Origin of the sequence: Seonamhaeicola algicola (assembly GCF_007997385.1) — a bacterium.
GTDB lineage: Bacteria > Bacteroidota > Bacteroidia > Flavobacteriales > Flavobacteriaceae > Seonamhaeicola > Seonamhaeicola algicola.
Genome location: NZ_VOSC01000012.1, coordinates 226449 through 247442, shown reverse-complemented (window position 1 = coordinate 247442; position 20994 = coordinate 226449). Strand labels below are relative to the sequence as shown.

16 protein-coding genes are annotated in these 20994 nt (G+C 32.5%); 3 read left to right on the top strand and 13 right to left on the bottom strand.

Annotation, left to right across the window (positions count from 1 at the left end; genetic code table 11):
- The 9 genes from FUA26_RS03550 to FUA26_RS03510 form a co-directional block, all read right to left on the bottom strand.
- A complete protein-coding gene (locus tag FUA26_RS03550) occupies positions 1–492 on the bottom strand; it encodes a TRAP transporter small permease (RefSeq protein ID WP_147131645.1) in 492 nt (163 codons plus the stop codon).
- A gap of 4 nt (positions 493–496) precedes the next feature.
- Positions 497–1471 (bottom strand): TRAP transporter substrate-binding protein, encoded by a 975-nt coding sequence (locus tag FUA26_RS03545; RefSeq protein WP_246109062.1) that lies wholly within the window; start codon positions 1469–1471, stop codon positions 497–499.
- Positions 1472–1540: 69 nt separating this feature from the next.
- The gene (gene uxaC, locus FUA26_RS03540; protein WP_147131642.1) at positions 1541–2950 is read right to left on the bottom strand and encodes a glucuronate isomerase; all 1410 of its coding nucleotides are present in this window, start codon (positions 2948–2950) and stop codon (positions 1541–1543) included.
- Positions 2947–4113, bottom strand: a complete 1167-nt coding sequence (uxuA, locus tag FUA26_RS03535) for a mannonate dehydratase (protein WP_147131639.1) — start codon at positions 4111–4113, stop codon at positions 2947–2949. Before uxuA ends, uxaC begins: the two co-directional genes overlap by 4 nt.
- A gap of 11 nt (positions 4114–4124) precedes the next feature.
- Entirely contained in the window at positions 4125–4937 is an 813-nt protein-coding gene (locus FUA26_RS03530; RefSeq protein ID WP_147131636.1) for an SDR family oxidoreductase, read from the bottom strand.
- An 84-nt stretch (positions 4938–5021) separates the two neighbouring features.
- Positions 5022–5867: an alpha/beta hydrolase family protein gene (locus FUA26_RS03525; protein WP_147131633.1), complete on the bottom strand. Its 846-nt coding sequence runs from the start codon at positions 5865–5867 to the stop codon at positions 5022–5024.
- Complete coding sequence (locus FUA26_RS03520) at positions 5867–8629, bottom strand: PD-(D/E)XK nuclease family protein (protein ID WP_147131631.1); 2763 nt, start codon at positions 8627–8629, stop codon at positions 5867–5869. The genes FUA26_RS03525 and FUA26_RS03520 overlap by 1 nt, the downstream gene beginning before the upstream one ends.
- 68 nt (positions 8630–8697) lie before the next feature.
- On the bottom strand, positions 8698–10086 hold the full coding sequence (locus FUA26_RS03515; RefSeq protein ID WP_147131628.1) for an OmpA family protein: 1389 nt from the start codon (positions 10084–10086) through the stop codon (positions 8698–8700).
- Between the two features lie 192 nt (positions 10087–10278).
- Positions 10279–13422: a UvrD-helicase domain-containing protein gene (locus FUA26_RS03510; RefSeq protein ID WP_147131625.1), complete on the bottom strand. Its 3144-nt coding sequence runs from the start codon at positions 13420–13422 to the stop codon at positions 10279–10281.
- Between the two features lie 127 nt (positions 13423–13549).
- Between FUA26_RS03510 and FUA26_RS03505 the strand changes: the two genes are divergently transcribed.
- Positions 13550–14158, top strand: a complete 609-nt coding sequence (locus tag FUA26_RS03505; RefSeq protein WP_147131622.1) for a superoxide dismutase — start codon at positions 13550–13552, stop codon at positions 14156–14158.
- A gap of 788 nt (positions 14159–14946) precedes the next feature.
- On the opposite strand, the gene FUA26_RS03500 is transcribed toward FUA26_RS03505, so the two are convergent.
- From FUA26_RS03500 to purN, 4 genes are all read right to left on the bottom strand, one after another.
- Entirely contained in the window at positions 14947–16845 is a 1899-nt protein-coding gene (locus FUA26_RS03500) for an amidophosphoribosyltransferase (protein ID WP_147131619.1), read from the bottom strand.
- 107 nt (positions 16846–16952) lie between these two features.
- Entirely contained in the window at positions 16953–17879 is a 927-nt protein-coding gene (locus FUA26_RS03495) for a PfkB family carbohydrate kinase (RefSeq protein ID WP_147131616.1), read from the bottom strand.
- A gap of 167 nt (positions 17880–18046) precedes the next feature.
- Complete coding sequence (locus FUA26_RS03490; protein ID WP_147131614.1) at positions 18047–18688, bottom strand: ribonuclease H1 domain-containing protein; 642 nt, start codon at positions 18686–18688, stop codon at positions 18047–18049.
- A 49-nt stretch (positions 18689–18737) separates the two neighbouring features.
- On the bottom strand, positions 18738–19307 hold the full coding sequence (purN, locus tag FUA26_RS03485) for a phosphoribosylglycinamide formyltransferase (protein WP_147131611.1): 570 nt from the start codon (positions 19305–19307) through the stop codon (positions 18738–18740).
- A gap of 186 nt (positions 19308–19493) precedes the next feature.
- On the opposite strand from purN, the gene FUA26_RS03480 reads away from it, so the two are divergent.
- A complete protein-coding gene (locus FUA26_RS03480; RefSeq protein ID WP_076698750.1) occupies positions 19494–19727 on the top strand; it encodes an acyl carrier protein in 234 nt (77 codons plus the stop codon).
- Between the two features lie 12 nt (positions 19728–19739).
- Positions 19740–20987 carry a beta-ketoacyl-ACP synthase II gene (fabF, locus tag FUA26_RS03475; RefSeq protein WP_147131609.1) on the top strand — a complete coding sequence of 416 codons (1248 nt, stop codon included), beginning with the start codon at positions 19740–19742 and terminating at the stop codon, positions 20985–20987.
- Positions 20988–20994: the final 7 nt, after the last annotated feature.

Here is a 20994-nt window from a genome sequence, read left to right as displayed (position 1 = left end):
TTATAGTTTTATTTGATTTTTTGAAATTTTTGAAATGTGATACAACGAAAACCACATAATTAATAGGCCACTAAAAGGTAAAATGGCATAGATATAGCCTAAAGGAATACGAAGTGTTCCTGATAATTGACCTAAATGTAAAGTAGTATATACAAGGTTAAAACCACCAATAACCATTACAATTAGTGCAAATAGAAAAATAAGAATTTCAATAGCTATAGCTGCTTTCTTTTTATTACTATCTGAAAACTTTTGATAGAGGAAATCCATAGATAAATGCGCTCTTTTTGCATTTAAATAGGCGGCTCCAAGAATAGACATCCATATTAGTGAAAATCTGGCAAGCTCTTCGGTCCAAGTGAAAGATCCTTTTAATACGTATCTTGAAAATACCTGAAATAGTACATCAAATACTAAAAGCGCAAAAATGATTATTAAGAAAACTTCCATAAACTTAACCACGCGATCAAATAATGTTTTTTTAGCTTCCATATGTTTAGTTAGCTTTTATCTTGTTAACAATATCGGCCAATTCTGGGTGTTCTTTTTGAAAGGCTTCTAAAACAGATTTAGATTGTTCTGAAAACAATGATTTTTCAGGAATTATAATTTCAACACCAGCATCTTTAGCTATTTTCATGCTTTCTTCAACAGATGCTTTCCAGAATTGCTTTTGTGCCTGAGCCGATTCATTAGCTGCTTCTTGCACCCAGTTTTTTTCAACTTCAGATAATTTTTCCCACTGTTTGGTTCCAATTAAAAGTACATCGGGTACTGCAGAGTGTTCATCTAAGGTATAATATTTACTAATTTCATAGTGGTTTGATGATACAAATGAAGGCGGATTGTTTTCAGCACCATCTACCACACCTTGCTGAATAGCGGTATATAATTCACCATAAGCCATGGGTGTTGCAGATCCGCCTAATGCATTTACCATATTTATGGCCATTTGGTTGTTCATAACCCTAATTTTTAAGCCTTTTAAATCTTCAGGTGTTTTAATGGCTTTATTGGCCGTATAAAAGCTACGGCTACCGGCATCATAATAACTTAAACCGCGTAACCAAAATTGTTCGCCTTTTTGTAAAACAGCTTTACCAATGGGGCCTTCTAAAGTTTCAAACATATGCTGCTTGTCTCTAAATAAATACGGAATACCAAATACGTGGTAATCTGGCACAAAGTTAGACATGGTTGCGGCACTTACTTTGGTAATAGCAACACTACCTATTTGAAGTAGTTCTACAACTTCGCGCTCTGAACCTAGTTGACCATCGGGAAAAATTTTAATGGTTAAGCTACCATTAGATTTTTTTGCTAATGCTTCTTGAAATGCAACAATGCCTTTATGGACCGGATGTGTTTGGGGCAAGGTGTGCGCTAAGTAAAGCACTTTTTTATCTGTATTTTGATTACATGACATGAAACCTAAAGACAGCAAGAGTACTAAAAGGAATTTATAGTTCATGCTTATATGTTAGTTTTAGTGGTTATCACAAATATAAAAAATACAATCGATTGTATTTGCTAATTTCAATTAAAAGTTGAAATACTTTTTTGAATTAGTGTAGCAAATATTTTTTACCATATTGCCTAAAAATGTTAAATCATTAGGCAGCAGACCTTGTTTTATATCTTCAGCAATAATATTGCACAAAATGCGCCTAAAATACTCGTGTCTTGGTATTGATAAAAAACTTCTACTATCTGTTAGCATACCAATAAAATTGCTTAATAAACCCATATTTGAAAGCACATTAATTTGCTTTTCAATGCCATCTTTTTGGTCTAAAAACCACCAAGCGGCGCCCCATTGCATTTTACCAGCAATACCATTTGAGTTAAAATTACCCATCATGGTGGCAAATGTTTCGTTTTGTGCTGGGTTTAAGTTGTAAGTTATGGTTTTAGTGAGTTTGTTTGTACTATCTAAAGTATTTAAAAATTTTGATAAACCTTCAATAATAGGATAATCGGCAATAGAATCGCAACCAGCATCGGCACCAACAAGGCTTTTTAATCGTGCATTATTGTTTCTAATTACACCTAAATGGAATTGTTGTACCCAACCTTTTTCATGATATTTTTTACCTAAGTAAATTAATAGGCTAGAGCGGTACTTTTTAATATCGGTTTCAGATAAAGCCTCGTCATTTAATTGTTTTTTAAAGATAGAAACAACGTCATTTTCTGTATAATCTACAAATGAAAACGCACCACTAATACCATAATCTGATAGTTTACAGCCATTTTCATTAAAAAAATTAATGCGTTTATCTATGGCCATTAAAAGTGTTTGGTAGCTATCAATTTTAAAATTAACACAGCGCTCTAATTTTTCTAAATAACTTTTAAATTTAGGTTGACCAATAAAGAATAATTCATCGGGTCTAAAAGTTGGAAAAACTTTAGTGAAAAAGTTGCCTTTAGCAATTTGCTTGTGGTATTTTAAATCATCGGTTGGGTCATCGGTAGTACACACAACTTCAACATTCATTTCTTTTAAAAGTTGCGCGGGTGTTTTGTTTTCTAAAATTGCATTTGCTTTGTTATAAATGTTTAAAGCATTGCTGGGTTGCAAAATAGCATCAATATCAAAATACCGTTTTAGTTCTAATTGTGTCCAGTGAAATAACGGATTTCTTAAGGTATTAGGCACTGTTTCTGCCCATTTTAAAAATTTTTCTTCGGAAGAAGCTTCTCCTGAAATGTACTTTTCTTCAATGCCATTGGCGCGCATACCACGCCACTTGTAATGGTCATATTTTAACCAAGCCTCAGTAATATTTTTAAGAGGCTTATTTTCTGCAATTTCTTTAGCCGATAAATGATTATGATAGTCTATAATAGGCATAGGTTTAGCATAGTCATGGTATAGTATTTCTGCTTCTTTAGAATGAAGTAAAAAATTATCAGTTATGAAGTTTTTAGTTTTTATAATGCTCATAAACCAAGGCTTTTGCTAATTCCTAATTCTAAACCACGTAATTCTGCCAAACCTTTTAACCTGCCAATGGCTGTATAGCCTGCATAAGTGCTTACAGTATCTAAATCATTAAGCATTTGATGACCATGATCTGGGCGCATTGGTAGTTCAATGTTGCGTTCTTTTTCAATGTCTTTTACAGCTTTCACAATGTCATACATATTTGAAGAACCCTCTAAATGATTATCTTCAAAAAAACTACCATCAGCTTCACACTTTACATTTCTTAAGTGCAGAAAGTGAATCTTGTCTTTAAATTTTCTTATCATTTTAGGCAAATCATTATCAGGGTTTGCACCTAAAGACCCTGTACAGAAGGTGATGCCGTTTGAAGGCGAATTTATAAAACCAACCAAATCATCTAAATCACTTTCCGATTTTATAATTCTAGGTAATCCCATGATGTCTATTGGTGGATCATCCGGATGTATGGCCATTTTAATACCTAACGCTTCGGCTAAAGGAATAATTTCATTTAAAAAATACGATAAGTTAGATTTAACATCTTGATGCGACATGTTGTTATATTGAGCAATCATATCTTTAAAAACAGGAATGGTTAGGTCATCTACAGTTCCTGGTAATCCTTTTAAAACACTATCTTCTAAACGTTGTTTTTCAAAAGATGTCATTAATGAAAAACGTTCATGGGCTTTTTCTAAAATATCTTTAGAATAGCGGTTTTCAACATCATTTAATTTTATGATAAACGATTCAAAAACAGCCATATCAACTTTATCAAAACGTAAAGCGGTAGCACCGTTGTTAAGCTTCCAGTGTAAGTGTGTCCTGGTCCAATCTAGTACTGGCATAAAGTTGTAACATACATTCTTTACACCACATTTTGCCACGTTAATTAAACTTTGCTTATAGTTTTCAATGCGCTGTAAATAATCGCCAGTTCGTAATTTTATGTTTTCATGTATTGGAATGCTCTCAATAAAAGACCACTCTAAACCTTCCTTTTCAATAGTGTTTTTTACACTGTTAATGGTTTCAATATCCCAAACTTCGCCATTAGGAGTTTGGTGTAAAGCTGTTACAATACCTGTGGCTCCAGCTTGTTTTATGTATGATAATTTTACAGGATCGTTACTACCGAACCATCTAAAAGTTTGTTTCATTGTTATAAAGTTTACACACCACTAAAAGCACTAAATCCGCCATCAATTGGTAATATAGTTCCTGTTACAAATTTTGAAGCTTCGGCACATAAATAATGTATTGCTCCGTTTAATTCTTCGGCTTCACCAAAGCGTTTCATGGGTGTGTTTTTAATTATAGTTTCACCTCTGTTGGTATAACTACCATCGGTATTAGTTAAAAGTTTTTTGTTTTGTTCGCCAATAAAAAATCCTGGAGCAATGGCATTTACACGAAGGCCTTCACCAAATTTTAGTGCTAATTCTACGGCCATCCATTTTGTAAAATTATCAATAGCTGCTTTTGAAGCTGAATAACCAGCAACACGCGTAATAACGCTTTGAGCCGCCATAGATGATATGTTTATAATGCTACCTGTACCTTGTTTTGCCATAACTTCTCCAAAAATTATAGAAGGCAAAACAGTACCATCTAAATTAAGTTCAGAAACTTTTCTGAAGTCGTCCATTTTAAGGTCAAAAATAGTTTGGTCTTCACTTATTGTGGCACCAGGCATATTGCCACCAGCGCCATTAATTAAAACATCAATGTGCCCCCAAGTGTTTAGAATGTCTTCTTTTACGTTTTCAAGAAATTTTTTATCTAATACACTCCCTGTAAAGCCTAAAGCATTATTATTTAGGGCTTTTAATTCATTAAGTTTTGAAGTTACTTTGGCTGGTGTTTGGCCAAGAATAGCAATTTTAGCGCCTTGAGAAAGTAAGTAAGTTGCCATACTACCGCCAAGGGCTCCAGAGCCGCCAGTAATTATAACAACTTTATTTTTTATATTGAAAAGAGACATATTTTTTACTTTTATTTAGTTTTCGTGTACGCACACGCAAATATATAAATTTTTGAATGTATTTGATTTTATGACTGTTGAAAATTAGTGCTGCTTAATAAAATCTAGCATTTTGGTAACGGCTTCCTGCAATTGTTTGGGCATGGTATTTTCTTGCCAAGGATGACGTGCATTAAACACATGGTCGGCATTTTTAATAATAACCAATTTACTTTTTGGTTGCCATTTGTGGAGGTTTTTAGCTTCGTCTATTAAAATACTGGTATCACTTTCACCATGAATAATTAAATAGGGTATTTTAAGCTTGCTAACGGCGTTTTCAACGTTTAAACGTTCTTTATTTTTAATGGTATTTAAATAAAACTGATAATAATGGGGCATTTGCTGTTTTGTACGCCCGTTTTCTACATATTTTACACCTGTTTTTTTCCAGTTTTCAATACCAGAATTGGTTACAGATCTAGCTAATAAATTAGAAACACCTGCTAAACTAATGGCTTTTTTAACTCTAGCATCTTCAAAAGCTGTAATAGAAACTATGGCACCACCGCGGCTATGACCAATTAATGTAAGGTTGTTAATGTTGCCAATTTTTTTAATGGTATTGTTATCAAAACACCAGTTAATAACGTGTTGTAAATCGTTTAATTCTTTGGTGTAATTATTATTTCCAAAAGCATCCAAATCTGGAAAATCTATGGGTTGCTCAATGGTACCGCCGTTATGTGAAAAGTTAAATTTTATAAAGCAGCATCCTGCATTTGCAAAAGCTTTTGCCATTAAATTCCAAGCGCCCCAATCTTTAAAACCTTTGTAGCCGTGGCAAAATATAACTACGGGTTTTTGGGTGTTGTTATTTAAATAAGTAACATCAATAACAATAGGTTTGTTTTGGCTTCCGGTAATTACAAAATCTTCGGTTGTAAGCATTATAGTTCTTTTTCAGTAAACGGAATATTTACATTACAAATTTCTAAAATAAGGTGTTTTAATTCGGCACTAAAACTATTAATAGTGTCTTCTGTTATTAAATGTTCTTTTGTTCTAGCGCTTGGTTTTTCTTTTTTAGCAAATTTTAAAAATCCGGCACTTAAATTTTTAAATGAAATTATACCAGCTTCAACAGGCAATTTAATTAAACCCGATTGTTGCATCATTAAAGCATAGGTAAGCACCTGAAAACTTTTACTGTACTTTTTATAATCGGTAGTAATGTCTTCCCAATTAACAATTTCTACATCGGTTTGATTTACCTTTCCTGTTTTATAATCAATAATTCTTGTAGTGCCATTAAAGTTATCAACTCTATCAACTTTTCCAGTAAGTTTTACAGGAAAATCTAATTCAGGCACATTAAAAACCACAGTGTTATTGGCTTCAATAGCTATTATTTTTATTTTATTACCATCTTTTAAATCTGCAATTTCAAGATTTAGAAAGTTTGAAACATAACGTTTAGCAATTTCAAAAATTATTAAGTTTTTACCCGTTGTAATATCACCTTCTTTGTAAACATCGTTAAAATGATGTGCTACGGTTTTGTTAATATTTTTTTTTAGATTTTCAACAATTTCAACCGTTAAAAAATGACCTTCTAAAGGTTTGTAAAAATCTTCTAAAGTGTTGTGAACAACGGTACCAAGTGTATTGGCAGCCACAGTTTCTTCAACATCAATGAATTCATCAATTTTTAAAACTTTTTGGTAGTAAAAATCAATAGGGTTTCTAATATAATTGGTTAATGATGATGGCGAAAACCCCTTTTCAGCTACTTTTTTCAGTTTTAAAATAACATCATCATTTTTTTCAATACTGTTTAATTCCTTTTTAATAGCGGGTACTTTAGGGGCTATAATTTTATGCTTAATATTGTGAATACCCTCGTGCTCAAGTTGGGTTATAAATCTACTTTTTTCTCCACCCGTTAAAACATCGGCTTCTGTGTTATAAAGTATATATACGTTTTTTGCACGTTGTAATAATCTATAAAAATGATAGGTGTAAACGGCATCTTTTTCTTTGTAAGTGGGTAGTTTGTTTTCAATTTTTACATCAAACGGAATAAAGGAGTTGTTGCTTTTTCCTGATGGTAAAATACCCTCGTTTACACCACTAATAATAACAGTTTCAAAATCTAAAACACGCGACTCTAACATACCCATTACTTGTAAACCTTGCAGAGGTTCGCCTTGAAAATCTAATGTTTCTGATGCTAAAAGCTCTTTATAAACGCTGTGTAATGCTGCTACATCTTTAATGTGTTTGTAAGTGTTATTTAACCTTGTTAACTCATTAAATAATTGATTGAAACGAAACAGATATTCTAAAGGCAATAAATGGGCTGTTTTATCTGTATCTAAATAATGTTTAATATTTAAAATAAGCTGTGAGCAATTACTTAAAACAGTTTCAGTGTTGTTATTCCAGTTGCTAAATAAAACATCAATAATAGTACTTGATGTTTTTGCAATGTTTTTAAGCCTAGTAGCAGTTAAGTACACCAAATTATTTGTTTTAATGGTGTCTATTATTTTTGAAGCATTGTTTAGCGTTTCAGTATTAAACAACGGAAAAATAAATTGGTGTGAAATAACACTAATTATATCTTTATAATAAAAGGTTTTTGGGTTTGTTTTGTGTATTCTAAAAAGTGTTTCAAAGAGTGTGGCTAACGGAATTGATTTTAACGGAAACCCCATGGTTACGTTAAGTGCTTCAATATTTTCTGGTAGTGCGTTTAAGGTGGGTATTAGTAAGTTTTCATCACCTAAAACAACTGCTGTATTAGTTAGTGTTTGTTGTTTGTTTTGTATTGTTTGTAACAATGACCCAATGTATTTTGCTTGCCCAATACTTTTAGGGATACCAAATACTTGAATGTTTTTACTTTTAGTATAATTTTTAGTTATCCAATTAAACGGCTGCGTTTCAAAATAGGTCCAGTTTTTTTTATGTTGCCTAGTAAAAAGGGCAGCATCATGTTTAGGGTTGTCAATAAATGTTTGGTCTATATCCCAATAAACTTTAGCTAAATTTTCTTTTAAAAGAGTTTGTATAATGGTAGTTTCAGCAGTATTTAAAGCGTTGAAACCTAAAAATACATGTTGTGTGTTTGGGTTATTTTCAATGTAGGTTTTCAAACCACTTACAGCTTCACGATAAATTAAACCCTGATAGCCTATGTTTTTTTTAAGCAAATTTTGGGTAAAGTGGTTGTAGTATTCTGGTAGTTTATTCCAGAATTTAAGATAGTTTTTTATAAAATCTGTTTGGTTTTGCTCTAATGACCAATGATTTTCTTCAATTTCCTTAATAGCCGCTAAATAATTAAATATTTTTTTCTGCGGAATAAGATATCTATCAATTTCATTAAAATCTTGAAGTAAAATTTGAGCCCATTTTGAAAAAGTATCAAAACTATCTGTTTCTTTCTGTGGTGTTAGTGCTTTGTAGGTATTGTAAAATTCAAACAAGAGCTCTGTATTGCCAATGTTTTTTAATTCTGAAAGATCTTCTACAAAGGTTTCAATACTTAGTATTGTTGGTGCAAAAAAGTTTTGGTTTTTTACTGTGGCTAATTGGTGTTTTAAAAATAAGCCAGCCCTTTTACTTGGTAGTATAAAGGTAAGGTTTGAAATGGTTATGCTTTGACTTTGAAGGTCTTTTAAAACATCAAAAATAAAACTAGTCATTGCATAAAAATAAAAAACGCTTCGGGATTCCCGAAGCGTTTTTTGAAGTTATTTTAAGAATTAACTTATTATTTTACTAAGTTAATTTCAACCCTTCTGTTTTGAGCTCTACCAGATCTAGTTTTGTTAGATGCAATAGGCTTAGACTCACCGTAACCTTTAGATGATAATCTGAATTGATCAACACCATGAGACGTTAAGTAATCTTTAACTGAAGCCGCTCTAGACTCAGATAAGTTTTGGTTTAATTTTTCACTACCAACGCTATCAGTATGACCTTCAACTGTAAATTTAGCTGTTGGGTACTCGTTGATAATTTTGATGATATCAGCTAATACTTGCTCAGACTCAGACTTGATAGAAGATTTACCAGTGTCAAATAAGATAGTTTTAGCGTACTCATTTAAAGTTTTTTGTACTTCAGCAGTAACTTCAGGACAACCAGCGTTAGCTACAGTACCTTTTACTTCAGGACATTTATCATCTTTATCTAATACACCATCACCATCAGTATCTGGCCATGGGCATCCTTTGTTTGCTGCAGGACCAGCTGTGTTAGGACATTTATCATCAGCGTCAGTAACACCATCACCGTCAGCATCTGGACAACCAGCTAAAGCTTTTAAACCAGCAACTGAAGGACATTTATCATCTTTATCAGCAATACCGTCACCGTCAGAATCTGGACAACCGTTTAATTCAGCAGAACCAGCTTCGTTAGGACAGTCATCTTTAGAATCTTCAATACCGTCACCATCTGTGTCAGGACAACCGTTAAATGCAGCTAAACCAGCAACTTCAGGACAAGCATCGTCTTTGTCATAAATACCATCACCGTCAGTATCAGTTCCACCAAATTTGATAGAAAGACCAGCAGTGTGTTGGAAATGTGTATCTAAATAATCTTCAAAAGCATGTTTGTAAGATGTTTGAAGTGTGAAACCAATGTTATCGTTAAACCAAATGTTTAAACCAGCAGTACCGTTTAAAGTACCAGCACCAATTTCATCAATCCAAGTGTAACCACCACCAACACCTAAGTAAGGATCAATAGTTGTTCCTTCTAAGAAGTTGTATTTAATAGTACCGTCAACACCGTAGTATGATAAATCATCAGCTGAAGCAGAATCAGAAGTTCCAGGAACTTCTCCCCATTTTTCAATTTTGTTTAAAGATCCAGCTACACCAAAAGAGAAGCCATCTCCTACGTATTTAGATACTGAAATTGTTGATAATGATGGTAAAATATTGTAGTTGTCAGTATCAACTAATTTACCAAAAATAGAGTAAGAGGCTTCACCGTTTCCTGTAAATAATGCACCATCACCAGAAGGGAAAGCGTCTACTGCATTTACACCTATGGTAATTTGCCATGGGTTGTTTTTGTCTTGGGCATCTGCATAGTTGTAACCAAGAACTAAAACAAATGCTAACAATAATCTGCTAAGATTTTTCATATTCAAAAGTTTAATTTTTAAGTGTTAATTGTAAACAAAAGTAAGTTGTTAAATATTATTAACAAAGACAAATATATAAAAAAATACTACAAAAGGTCTGTTCATCGATAGTTCAGACTCATTTTAATTAAATTTAAAACATTTGTCTTGTGCTATAGACCCGTTTACTTTGGTTAAGTCACATTTTTTCTGTTAAAAAATGGTGTTAATTTCTTTAATTTTTACAGTTTCATTTACATAAACTAAAAGTTTATGAATTACTTTTAATTCCATAGCCTCTAAAGCATCTTGGTAGCTTTGTAATTGTTGTGCGTGTTGTGTGTTTTCTGCGCCTGTTTTGTAATCTATAATTACAACTTGTTTTTTAGTGTTAATATTTAGTCTATCGGGTCTTAAAATAAGGCCTTCCTTGGTTATTATGTCTCGTTCGTTATAAATGGTGTCTTCAGAATTAAAATAGTTAACTAACAAAGGGTGGTTTACAATTTGTAAAACGGTTTTTTTAAGTGCTTGGGCTTGGGTATTGTTTATTAGGGCTGTTTCTAAAAAATTATTTATTACTGCATTAACATTATTTGCAGTTTTTATTTGTGCCATTATATTATGAATAAGGTTTCCTTTTTCTATGGCTTCTTCTTGCTTGGTATCCCATAAAAAACCAGATTTTGTAACAACTTTTATATTGTGCGTTTCTTTGGCTGTTGAAATAAATTCGTTTTGAAAAACAGTGTTATTGTTTTCTGGGGTTTTAGCCGATGTTTTTTTGGGTTCACCAAAAGTATAAAGTAGTTGTGTGTTATTCCATAAGGCTTTTTGTTGCAAATAATTTATAAATAAACCTGCGTATGTTTTAGTGTTTACTTCGCCTTTACTATTTATGTCTTTCTTTGAAATAATATATAGTTGTTCAACAGCACGTGTAAGAGCAACGTATAAAAGGTTTAGGTTATCTAATTCTAGTGCTGTTTGGTGTTTGTTGTAAATTTTTAAGCCTTCGTCTCCAAAATATTCAAAATCTTTATTATAATTTAATAATGTGTGTTCAAAACCAAAATAGGTATCTTTATTAAGTGTGTACCACTCTTTTGGTTCTAATTCTTTATAAATATCTAAATCTGCAAAAGGAAAAATAACCACAGGGAATTCTAAACCTTTAGATTTATGAATGGTCATTATTTTTATAGCGTTTTGCCCTTCAGGAGACACAATACTAAGGGTGTCTTTTTTCTTTTCAAAATAAGTAATGAATGCTGTGAGATCTGAGCCTTTTTTTTGCGAAAACTCTAAAACTACATCTAAAAAATATTGCACATAGGCGTTTGATGTTTTAACCAAATTAAAGTTTCTAACAATAGTTTCGGCTAAATCATATAGCGGTAATTGTAGTATATTGGTATTTATTAATACAGCATATTTTTCAAAGCTTTTTAGTAGTTGTGGTAATGGTAAGTTTATATGTTCAACAAAAAAAATATGTTTATTTTTAATGCTGAAAAGGGTAGTTAAATAATTTAGTACAGCTACTTTTAGTTCGTTGTTATTAGGTTGTATAAGTAGTTTAAAAAGGTTTATTATAAATGCAACTTCAGGCGCGTTGTTAAGCAATAAAGTTTCTGATGATACTATGGGTATTTCATGTTCACTTAAATGGTTAGCAATGGCAACACCTTCTTTTCCTTTTCTAACTAAAATACAAATATCGCTTAGTTTAAAACCTTGTTGTAAGCATGCGTTTATTTTGGTTAGCGTAGTTTGGCTGTACAGGGCATAGTTGTCATCATCTTTTTCAAAATCTAAAAAACACATTTCAACATAGCCATTGTTTTCAATGGCTGTATTTTGTGTAGCTTTTTCGTAAAGTTCTTGGTGTGTTTTGCTAGAAAAAAAATGTTTTGATGTATATGAAAAAAAACTGTTGTTAAAGGTTACAATTTCTTTAAAACTACGGTAGTTTGTGGGTAAGTTTTTAACAGCTTTTTCAATAAAAAACGGATTATCATTGTAAATTAAACCAATAAACTGTTCTGCTTTTCCACCACGCCAACGGTAAATAGCTTGTTTAGCATCACCAACTAACATGGTGCTTCCGTTTTCGGCAGCTAAAGCATTACCTAAAAGTGGTATTAAATTATGCCATTGTTTAACCGATGTATCTTGAAACTCATCAATAAAATAATGTTTAAACTTTTCGCCAAGGCGTTCATAAATAAAAGGTGTAGGCTGTTGTTTTATTTGATTGCTAATAATGGTGTTAAATTCTGAAATAAGCATTTTATTTTGGTCTGCTTTTAAAAAATTTAACTCGTTATTTATAGCGTTTAAAACAGATAGCGGCGTGATGTTTTTATAAAAAATATTTAAAAACTTATAATGGTAAACGTTGTTTTTAATGGTTTTAAATGCTAATTCTATTTCAGGTAATATAGCGTCAATGCTGTTTGCTAAATCAGGTTTTAAGCTTTTAGTGTAAATGCCTTTACGTTCAATAATATTTTCTTCAAGTTTGTTATTGTAAAGGCCATCTAATTTTAACGCATGAGCTTTTATAAAATGATTTGGCAATGTACCTCTAGAAAAATTGGCATGCTCTAACCCAGAATTTTCAATTAAATTAAGTACCTGTTTAGCATTTTCTACAATAGTATTTTCAATGTTTAAAATTTCTTTTTTTAAATGAATTTTAAGTTTATTAAAATCATCAAACGTTTTATCTTTTAAAGTTTGAATAAACGGGATATCATTTTCATTAACCAGTAATTTGGCAATTTTATTAAAGTCAAAAGCTACATCCCAACTCTTATCATCATCAGCTTTTTCAATAGCAAAATCTATTAAAATTTTGGTAAGCTGCTCATTAGTGCCAGCTTTAGCAATTAAGCTATCAACAGCCTCATTTAAAAGTTCAGCTTGGTCAAGTTCAACTTCAAAATTCAAAGGTAAATTTAAATCGTGGGCAAAAGTTCTAATAACTCTATGCGTAAAACCATCAATAGTAGAAATATCAAAAGCAGCATAATTAAATAAAATAGCATTTAATATGTTTTTAGATTTGTTGTGAACCTCATTTGTACTTAAACCTAACTCATTACAAATAGCAGTAAACATACCATTTGGGGTATTTAAAACATTGCTGTTTGAAAACTCTTTTAAAGTATTAATAATACGTTCTTTCATTTCAGCCACCGCTTTATTGGTAAACGTTATAGCTAAAATGTTTTTAAATTTTTCGGCGTGGTTAGCTTTCAATAAAATTTTTAAATATTCTTTTACCAACGTAAAAGTTTTGCCACTACCAGCCGAGGCATTATAAATAGTAAACGTAGGGTCAAGGCTCATAAATACTAATTTGATTACAAGATAAAAACAAACAATGGTTTAATAACAATTTATTATTTTTAATTGAGGGCTTTTATGCGTAAATTTGAATTGAAATAAATTACTAAATAGAAAAAACAAAAACACTATGGCTTTTGAATTACCAGAATTAGGCTATGCTTACGATGCGTTAGAACCACACATGGATGCACGCACAATGGAAATACACCATACTAAGCACCACGCAGGATATACAAACAATTTAAACAATGCAATAGCAGGAACAGATTTAGAAGGAAAATCTATTGAAGATATTTTAACTAATTTAGATATGAGTAACGGCGCTGTTAGAAATAACGGCGGTGGTTTTTACAACCACTCACTATTTTGGTCTGTTATGAATCCTGAAGATAAAGGATACTTATCAGGAGAATTAAAAGACCAAATTGAAGCTACCTTCGGATCAAAAGAAGCCTTTATTGAAGCCTTCAGTAAAGCAGCAGCAACACGTTTTGGTTCAGGGTGGGCATGGTTATGCGTACACAAAGGTGGTAAATTAGAAATTTGCTCAACACCAAACCAAGACAACCCATTAATGCCAGAAGTTGGTTGCGGAGGTACACCAATTTTAGGATTAGATGTTTGGGAACACGCATACTATTTAAACTATCAAAACCGTCGTCCAGATTACATCAAAGCATTCTTTAATGTAGTAAACTGGAATAAAGTTGAAAAACGCTACGCTAACGCGAAGTAATATTAATTTTAAGTGTTATCAAAAAAGTCGTTTAGAATGTATGTTCTAAACGATTTTTTTTTGGGCGTTACCCACAAGGGGTCGGGCTTTACACTATATCTTTTTATTATATAATGTCTGCTATGGCAGCCACTATACAATAAAAAGGATGTCGTTTCAATCCCTAACGCAAAGCGCAGCAACATAACAGTTTTCAACACAAACTATTTTACTGTATGTGTTGTTGTATCATAAAAATTCACTAGATACTCTTATTCATAACAAAAACGTTAACTATAGTTTTTGTTTAAAGGCAGCCCATTGCTAATAACTAAAACCCAGGTTAAATAAGAAAGTATAAAAAAGAAATTCCTGTTTGTACAAAAATTTAAAATGAAAAAGGTGAACTAGAACGTTCACCTTTTTGCCCCAAATCTACCATAAACTTAACCTACTTATGTTATGGTGCCCCAAAAGTAGCGGTGTTAAAAAGATTGATAAAATATATTGGCTGAAATACTTATAAATTGGCTTAATAGAAATAAAGCTCAAAAAGCAGTTAAACAGTCTGTTTTATAGTGTTTTGAAAGAAATTGCAGTCATTTTGCAAAAGTTATTGCATAAAAAAAGGCGAACAAGCGTTCACCTTTTTTTGCCCCAAATCTACCATGAACTTAACCTACTTATGTTATGGTGGTACCAATTTATGTGTATTTTAGATAATCAACTTATTTATTAGATGAATAGCATAAATATCAGTCAAAATACAGTTTATGCGGTTTAACCGTAATTTTTTATGAATATGTTAATTAATAAGCACGTTCTTTATTGCCTTCATAAAAATTAATAAAAGCCCTATTAACCACTCTATTACCGCCAACGGTTGGGTAATTTCCTGTAAAATACCAGTCGCCTAAATTTTTAGGGCAAGCTTTGTGTAAATTTTCAACAGGCTGGAAAATTATTTTTACTTCGGCCTTTATGCTTTCATGACTCAGCAATTCTGCAATTTTATCTGAAATTTGCTCATCTGTAAAAGGGCTGTAAACGTCTTTTACAAAGTTTTTCACATCTTTATCATCTAAATCTTCTTGAGCTTTACATTTGTTGTAAACCTCTTCAATGGTGTTATAAGTGTTATTGTCTTTATGAAGCGCTAAAGCGGCTCTAAAAGCTACTAAACTTTCAAGATTTGCCATGTCTATACCATAACAATCTGGATAACGAATTTGTGGTGCAGATGATACTACTATTATTTTTTTAGGATTTAACCTATCTAGCATTTTTAAAATACTTTTCTTTAAAGTAGTTCCTCTAACAATACTATCATCAATAATAACTAAATTGTCATTAGGTTTTACAACACCATAAGTAATATCATAAACATGTGCAACCAAATCATCTCTACTACTATCTTCAGTAATAAAGGTTCTAAGTTTTACATCTTTAATAGCAATTTTTTCAACTCTAATTCTTTCAGAAAGTATATTGGTTACTTCTTCTGCTGAAAGATTACGTTGCCCGTTTAAAATGGTGTTTGTTTTTGTTTTGTTAAGTTCGTTTTCAGCAGTTTCAACCATACCGTAAAACGATGTTTCGGCTGTATTAGGTATGTATGAAAACACAGTGTTTTTTGTGTCGTTATCAATAGCTTCAAGCACTTTAGGCATTAAAAGTTTACCAAGTGTTTTACGTTCCTGATAAATTTCAGCATCACTTCCTCTAGAAAAATAAATACGCTCAAAAGAGCAGGCTTTACGCTCTAAAGCTGGTAGTATTTCTTTAATTCTAACTTCGCCAGATTTTTTAGTAATTATAGCGTGTCCAGGTTCAAGTTCTTTAACATCATCAAACTTTACATTAAATACGGTTTGAATTACGGGTCTTTCAGAAGCTATAACAACAACTTCATCATCTTTATAATAATAAGTGGGACGAATACCGGCCGGGTCTCTTAAAACAAAGGCATCTCCATGGCCAATAAGGCCTGCCATGGCGTAACCGCCATCCCAGTTTTTAGCGGCACGTTTTAGTATTTTGGATACTTTTAAACGCTCTGCAATTAATGGCGATGCTTCGCGTTTATTGTAGCCTTCTTTTTTTAGGTCTTTATATATTTTGCTCACAGCATCATCTAAAAAATGACCTATTTTTTCCATTACCGTAATGGTGTCTGTATATTCTTTTGGGTGCTGACCAAGTTCTATTAAATTTGAAAAAAGTTCTTTAACATTTGTCATGTTAAAGTTACCGGCCATAATTAGGTTACGGTGCATCCAATTGTTTTGTCTTAAAAACGGGTGAACACTTTCAACACTATTTTTGCCAAAAGTACCGTAACGTACATGGCCTAATAAAACCTCGCCAATGTATGGTATGTTCTTTTTTTGTGCCGCAACATCATTTAAATACTCTGGGTGTGCTGCAAACTCATTGTTTATACGTTTATTTATTTGTGCAAAAATATCTTGTATAGGTTGTGGCTCAATAGATCTTACACGGCTAATGTAACGCTCACCAGGATTGGTGTTTAGTTTAATGCTTGCAAACCCAGCACCATCTTGACCACGATTGTGTTGTTTTTCCATCATTAAGTACATTTTGTTTACGCCATAAAATGCACTTCCGTATTTTTCTTTGTAATATTCTAAGGGTTTTAATAGCCTTATCATGGCTATACCACACTCATGTTTTAAAACATCACTCATTATAAAATTGCTTTCCTTTTTTTATTGTTCTTTTCAGAATTATAACAAATATGTGTTCTGAAATTTATTTTAAATTAAAAACGCGCTCAAAAATTGAGCGCGAAGTGTTATGATAATTCTATTTCAAACTGCGTTAGTTGCTTAAATTGCAGTAATCGTTTATGTACTTCTTCGTTTGATAAATTAACCATGCGCTCTGTTCCAAATTTTTCAACACAAAACGAGGCCAGTGTTGAGCCGTAAATAATAGCGTTTTTCATGTTTTCAAAAGAAAAATCGTTTGTTTTAGCAAGGTAACCTGCAAAACCGCCAGCAAACGTATCGCCTGCTCCTGTTGGGTCAAACACTTCTTCTAATGGTAATGCTGGTGCAAAAAACACGTTTTCATTATGAAATAGCAATGCACCGTGTTCTCCTTTTTTTATAACTACGTATTTAGGGCCCATTTCATGAATTTTTCTTGCAGCCACAACTAAGCTATACTCTCCAGTTAATTGTCTTGCTTCTTCATCATTTATGGTTATAACATCAACGCGTTTTATTACGTTGTGTAAATCTTGTAATGCAGAATCCATCCAAAAATTCATGGTATCTAAAATTACCAAATCTGGTTTACTTGTCATTTGATCTAGCACACTAGATTGGACGATTGGATGTAAATTACCTAACATTACCACATTAGCATCTTTATATTCACTAGGAACCACAGGGTTAAAATCTGCTAAGGTATTTAGTTCTGTAACTAAAGTGTCTCTAGAGTTCATGTCGTTATGATAACGTCCACTCCAGAAAAAGGTTTTACCTTCTTTAACAATTTCTACGCCTTGAAGATTGATGTTTCTGTTTGATAATAAATCTAAATATTCTTGAGGAAAATCTCCGCCAACTACTGATACGGCAGCGGTATCTACATTAAAATGTGATGCAGCTAACCCTATAAATGTTGCAGCACCACCTAAAATTTTATCGGTTTTCCCGAATGGCGTTTCAATAGCATCAAAAGCTATAGTGCCAACAATAACTAATTTACTCATAAATGAGGTGTGATAATTTTGTGCAAATATAGGGCTTTTAAATGCGCAACCAATATAATTTTTTAAGTGGAGTGACTTATTAAAAAATGTTGTGTCTTATAATCAAATGCTATTATTAATTTAATTATAATTGAGGGGCATGAGTTTACTTGTGTCCTTTGGTTTTTTTATTTTCTACCAAAATCGGCAGGAATTTCGCCCCATGCTTTTGTTTCCCATTTAACAATAATAGTAATGTAGGTATTGGTTTTTAGCCAGTGTTCAGCTCTTTCAATTAAATCGAAAAGCGTTTTGTTTTTGGTATTGCGTTCTAGTTTAGTGTTGCATTTTTTCTTCTTAACCCAACTTATAGCCGTTCTAGAATCGGTATAAATAATTCTGTTGCTGTCATGCTTTTGTAAAAATGCTAAACCGTGAACAATGGCTAAAAATTCACCAATATTATTGGTGCCTTCATCAAAGGGGCCTTGAATGAAAAGTTGTTTTTTTGTTTTAGTGTCAACACCACGGTATTCCATTTTACCAGGGTTACCGCTAGAGGCAGCATCAACAGCTATAGAGTTGTAATTGGGCTGTCCAATTTTTTTTAATTGAGCTTCTGTGAGTTCACTTTTAAAACTTTTATTTTTTCCAACGTAATCAAAATAATTACCTTTTAGTGCTTTTTTAGCTTCATCAAAAGTGGCGAAAGATTTATATTGCGCGCCTTCAAAATTGTTTATTTGTGCTTTACAATCGTTCCATGATTCAAAAATACCAGTTTTGTGGCCTTTCCATACGGTGTAATATTTCTTCTTTTTTTTTGACATTATTAGTATCCTGAATGTGTTTCAGAATTTGAATTATTAAGACTCTTTTTTACAAGTTATTCAACAGTTTCTCTACAACCTTTGGAAAGTGCTCCATTTCTAAGGCATGAATTTTTTCAGCTACGTCATGGGCGTTATCTGTTGGTAAAACTGCGCATTTGGCTTGAAAAATAGTGGCGCCTTCATCGTAGTTTTCGTTAACGTAATGTATAGTTATACCTGTTTCGGTTTCTTTATTTTCAACTACGGCATTGTGCACATTCATACCATACATACCCTTGCCACCAAACTTTGGAAGCAATGCCGGATGTACATTTATAACCTTATTTGGAAATTCATTTAAAATATTTTCAGGAAATTTCCATAAAAAACCAGCCAATATAATAAGGTCTGGTTTTGCTGTTTTTAAAATGTTTAAAACATCATTAGTTTTTGTAAAAGCAACCCTGTTAAATGACAATGCGCTTACTTGCAGTTTTTTAGCTCTGTCTAAAACTTTGGCATGAGGATTGTTGGTAAGCACTTGAATAACAGATACATTATCACTGTTTTGAAAAAACTTAATTAAATTTTCAGCATTAGATCCGCTACCGGATGCAAAAATTACTACACGCTTCATAATACAGCTTATAATGTTAAAATTATTACAGCAAAAAAAAGAATAATTATTAACATTTAGTGGGTAAAAACAAATTACTTGAAAGTTATTTATTAAATTACAAACACATTTTTATGCTAATGGTGTGTTTTAAAAATAAAGTTTTTTATTTTTGCCAACTGAATTAAAACTTAAAATTAAAAAATTATGTCAGACATTGCATCAAGAGTAAAAGCGATTATCGTAGACAAATTAGGAGTAGATGAAAACGAAGTAGTTGCAGAAGCAAGCTTCACAAACGATTTAGGAGCAGACTCATTAGACACTGTAGAACTAATTATGGAATTTGAAAAAGAATTCGATATTCAAATCCCAGACGATCAAGCTGAAAACATTGCAACAGTAGGTCAAGCTATATCATACATAGAAGCTGCAAAATAAGCTATTATATTCATGGAATTAAAGAGAGTTGTAGTCACAGGTTTAGGAGCTTTAACACCAATAGGTAATACCAAAGATGAATATTGGGATGCCTTAATAAATGGTAAAAGCGGTGCTGCGCCTATAACATATTTTGACACCGAAAATTTTAAAACTAAGTTTGCTTGTGAGGTTAAAAACTTTAAAGTAACAGATTTTATAGATCGTAAAGAATCTAGAAAAATGGACAAATTTGCGCAATACGCTATGGTTGCCGCAGATGAAGCTATTAATGATTCTGGTTTAAATCTAGACGAAGTAAATAAATTACGTGTTGGTGTTATTTGGGGAGCAGGAATTGGTGGATTAGAAACATTTCAGCAAGAAGTATTAAACTATGCTGAAGGAAACGGATCTCCAAGATTTAACCCATTCTTTATTCCTAAAATGATTGCCGATATAGCTCCGGCAAACATTTCCATAAAACATGGTTTTATGGGGCCTAATTACACAACGGTTTCTGCCTGCGCCTCTTCAGCAAACGCATTATTTGATGCATTAAACTCTATTAGATTAGGGTACACAGATGTAGTTGTAACAGGAGGAAGTGAAGCAGCAGTAACTATAGCAGGAATGGGAGGTTTTAATGCTATGCATGCATTATCAACAAGAAATGAAAGCCCAGAAACAGCCTCAAGACCTTTTGATGGAAACAGAGATGGTTTTGTTTTAGGTGAAGGAGCTGGTGCATTAATTCTAGAAGAATATGAACATGCAAAAGCCCGAGGTGCTAAAATTTATGCCGAAGTAGCAGGAGGTGGTTTATCTTCTGATGCTTACCATATGACAGCGCCACACCCTGAAGGCTTAGGTGTAGTTGAGGTTATGAAAAATTGTTTAGAAAATGCAGGACTTAAACCAGAAGATGTAGACCATATTAATACACATGGAACCTCTACACCACTTGGTGATGTGGCTGAACTTAAAGCCATATCAAAAGTATTTGGTGGTCATGCTAAAAACATAAATATTAATTCAACAAAATCAATGACAGGTCACCTTTTAGGTGCCGCAGGTGCTATTGAGGCTATTGCAAGTATTTTAGCAATAGAACACGGTATAGTACCACCAACAATTAACCATACAACGGTTGATGAAAACATTGATGCAGAGTTAAATTTAACACTAAACAAAGCTCAAAAACGCGAGGTAAATGTAGCAATGAGTAATACATTTGGATTTGGCGGTCACAACGCTTGTGTATTATTCAAAAAAATATAGATAGAAT